Here is a 3,437-nt window from a genome sequence, read left to right on the forward strand (position 1 = left end):
AATCTGGTATTGTTTAAATTCTTAGCTGTTTCGTATTTCATAATTTAAGATTATAGCAGATGTTTCGCAGTAACTCTAATATATTAAAGTATTATTTTTTAATTTTTTCTTAATTCAATGAAAATTATGATATACTAATTGCAATACATATATCTAATTGGAGTTGTTGTGAATGTTAGAAAAGAAAACTTACCTATTATCTTGAGCCACCATGCTTTTATCCAATTCTCTCTTTGGCATGATCATCATCTGGTGGCTGCAAACTCAAACTGGTAAATCATCCTTAGTCGGCTTAACTAACGCTATTTTTTCAATTACCGCTGCCTTATCAATTTTTTACGGTCCAATCATTGATAAGCATTCCTTCAAGAGAACCAGTCAAACATCTCTGCTAGTTCAAACTATCTTGCTATTTCTTTTAACGGCAGTAATGTTCTGGGTGAGTCATGACATAGTACTAACGATTTTAATTTCAGCTGTTCTTTCTATATGTGATGAATTCTTTAGCCCCCGCAGATCGTGCGATCCTTAAAGAAAGCGTCCCTTCTAAAAAAGATTTAAACAGCTTAATTTCAAAGTTAAGCATAATTGATCGAGTCGTGAATATCGCTGGTACTGCCCTTTCAGGTGTTTTATTGAGTCTTTTAATCACTGGCCAATCGATGCTGGTTTGTAGCTGCTTAAGTCTGATTAGTATCTTCTTCCTGTACATTGCGTTAAGAAAAATTCCATCGACTAAACCTCAAGCAAACGATACTGATGATAAAACTAATAACTATCGCGCAAAAGTGTTCAGCGGCTTAAAGTATATTCGCCAAAATAGGTTTCTTAAATACTACTTTTGGTCATGTATCTGCTATTCCTTCGTTTCACCAGCGTTAATTATTCTCTTACCTAAACTAGCCGATAAGCTTGGCTCTGCTGGACTTTATAGTACATTCTATCTTTGCTTTGTCGGTGGCTTTCTCTTAGGAGCACTCATCTCGGGCAAACTAACTCCTAAAGTTAAGACGATCTCCTACACCTGGATGCTTTGTACTATTCCTTTACTGATTATGATTTTCTTTCTCTCCAATTAGCTGGCTTTAAGTATTCTAATCACCCTGTTTGTTTTTCTAACTAGTTTTCAAAATATTCTGTCAGAATCAATGATTCAGATTACTACGGAAGATGCTTATTTAGGACGTGTCCTAACCACGATTCGTACTAGTACTTCAATTGGTGGTCCAATCAGCTCCGTGGTTGCTGGGATCATGCTCGATCATTCAGGCGATCAGATTTTAATTATTCTTTGCGCAGTATTCGTCCTCATTGGTGGAATCAACATGCTATTTGCAAAAGAAGCGGCAAACTAAGCCGCTTTTTATTTTGGCGAAAGATATTCTATAATTGAGATTAAATTTAAGAAAAGAGAATAAATATGAAAAAAACGATTGTTTTAATCAGTGTAATGGCTGCTGCGCTATTGACGGGATGCAATAAGCAAACAGCAAAATCAAATTCAAGTTCACAATCATCAAGTAGTTCAAAAATTGTGCGTCATGAGACTAAATCATCTAGTGAAGCTCCTCGTATTAATATTCATAAAAAATACAAGGGCTTTAAGCTTGCAACTGTGCCTAGCCAATATCGTGGTACTTGGTATCGGGCAGATCCTTATTCTAAAAAAGCTAGAGAGCTTGTGATTACCAAGCATACAGTCAATGGCAATGTTACCTATCAGAAAATCGATCACAATTTAAAATTGAATCGTCACTCTGAAAAACAAAATATAAAATACTCTGGCAATATTGTTCTAATTGATACTCAAGGTAATTCGTTAAAAGTGCGCGGCTTCTTGGATCTGGTGAACTTGGATTATCAGCCTGGTCAATTTAAGAATCATGATTGTCTCTTCTTAAGCTACGGGACCGATCCTAGTGTCGTCAACGGTGCGATTTTCAAAGATAAAAGTGTTGCGCTTAAGTATAGAAAGTATGATTTCACTAAGGTAAAGAAATAGTAAATGTAAAAAAGCATTCATCAGACTTGCTAATGAATGCTTGAAATCAGCTATTATTCTTTCTATGTTTGCGGCTTTGCACAATGATGATAATATCCCAAATGACTAATACTAAGGTGTAAATCATCATGAATATCTTTGCACCTACTGCTTGGCTATGCCAAAACAAATCTAGTGCTAACCAGATCAAAGTTATTACAGCCCAAATTATTCTATATAATTCAGGTTTCTCTCTCATCTTAACTCACGCTTCCTGCTATGTACTTCTTTATTTTCTACCTTTAATTTACCCCCATGTAAGCATTTACAAATGATACGTACTTTTTCTTTTGAGTTAATAAAATAAAGGTTAGAAAGAACTCCATCTACATCATGTAGACGGAGTTCTTATTTTTATATCTTATTTCTTCAAGGCAGCAGCTTGTGCTTCTTCTGGAGTGTTAGATGGAGTGATTTTAACACTATTTTCAACAAATTTAACATCGCTGGCTTTGACATAATTGTCAGCTTTGAGTGGCATATAATCTTTTGTGTATTGACCGTTATTTGATAAACGTATTACATTTTGCCAATAACGGACTGGTGCTAAATGATAAAATTCTTCTGCTTTATTTTCACTTGGTACCCAAATATATAATAACTTATCTACTTTCCACTCTTCAGAATTCTTTGCAAGCTTTATATTTTGAGGAGTTCCATTTGTATTATATAGATCTGTGGCCTTGGTAAATCTAATGAGTGAATACCTATTTGCTAAAGTATAGTTATGAACTGGCATCTTTTTGGCAGCATTGACAAATAAATTAAGAATCCAGTAATCAGTACCTTTAATGTGGTAAATTGCTTGTTCCCAATCATCATCGCCGTCCTCACCAGTACCTGCTCGAATGCCTTGTTCTAAGTAGTCTACCGTAAACTTTTCACCATTCTTTGCATATTTGCCGGAAGGTTGAACTTTGTCTTTACCAGGTACTTCAACGAGAAGAGGGATACCGTTCCGTAATACGGTTACTGTTGTTTCATCCTTACTCATTGGTGGAACACTATTTGAAGACGTATTGTTAGTATTAGTGGTTGGCTTGGTGTTAGTAGTAACCGTTGTTGGTCCTTGAACAGTATTTACTTTAATAACAGGTCCCAAATTGTATGACTTAATATATTGTTTTCTTGGTCCAGCGATGCGGAAGTAACGCTTACCATTCTTGAACTTGTAAGAACCACCATAAGTAGTGACTGTTTCGCCCTTATAGAGCTTCCAACGATTCATGTAAGAGGTTCTGCCATTTGAAGACTTATAGATATAGGCATTATGAGTGATTTTCCGAGTTACACCGTCAATATTAGTAGCTTTTAAATATTAGAGTTACTGCGAAACTAGATAGCCAGTTCTTGGTTGATGATCCCGCAGATTAAATTCATTCTTAAATTAAAACGT

4 protein-coding genes are annotated in these 3,437 nt (G+C 35.4%); 3 read left to right on the forward strand and 1 reads right to left on the reverse strand.

Annotated features, from left to right (window positions below):
• The first annotated feature begins 494 nt into the window (after positions 1-494).
• From BN52_RS10465 to BN52_RS07020, 3 genes are all read left to right on the forward strand, one after another.
• Positions 495-1,079: an MFS transporter gene (locus tag BN52_RS10465; RefSeq protein ID WP_008473733.1), complete on the forward strand. Its 585-nt coding sequence runs from the start codon at positions 495-497 to the stop codon at positions 1,077-1,079.
• 69 nt (positions 1,080-1,148) lie between these two features.
• On the forward strand, positions 1,149-1,355 hold the full coding sequence (locus tag BN52_RS10470) for an MFS transporter (protein WP_008473734.1): 207 nt from the start codon (positions 1,149-1,151) through the stop codon (positions 1,353-1,355).
• 65 nt (positions 1,356-1,420) lie between these two features.
• The gene (locus tag BN52_RS07020; protein ID WP_008473736.1) at positions 1,421-2,002 is read left to right on the forward strand and encodes a hypothetical protein; all 582 of its coding nucleotides are present in this window, start codon (positions 1,421-1,423) and stop codon (positions 2,000-2,002) included.
• Positions 2,003-2,402: 400 nt separating this feature from the next.
• Here the strand turns inward: BN52_RS07020 and BN52_RS07030 are convergent, their stop codons facing one another.
• Entirely contained in the window at positions 2,403-3,341 is a 939-nt protein-coding gene (locus tag BN52_RS07030; protein ID WP_082621079.1) for an SLAP domain-containing protein, read from the reverse strand.
• Positions 3,342-3,437 lie beyond the last annotated feature (96 nt).

The sequence above is a fragment of the Lactobacillus gigeriorum DSM 23908 = CRBIP 24.85 genome, from assembly GCF_000296855.1.
Lineage (GTDB): Bacteria > Bacillota > Bacilli > Lactobacillales > Lactobacillaceae > Lactobacillus > Lactobacillus gigeriorum.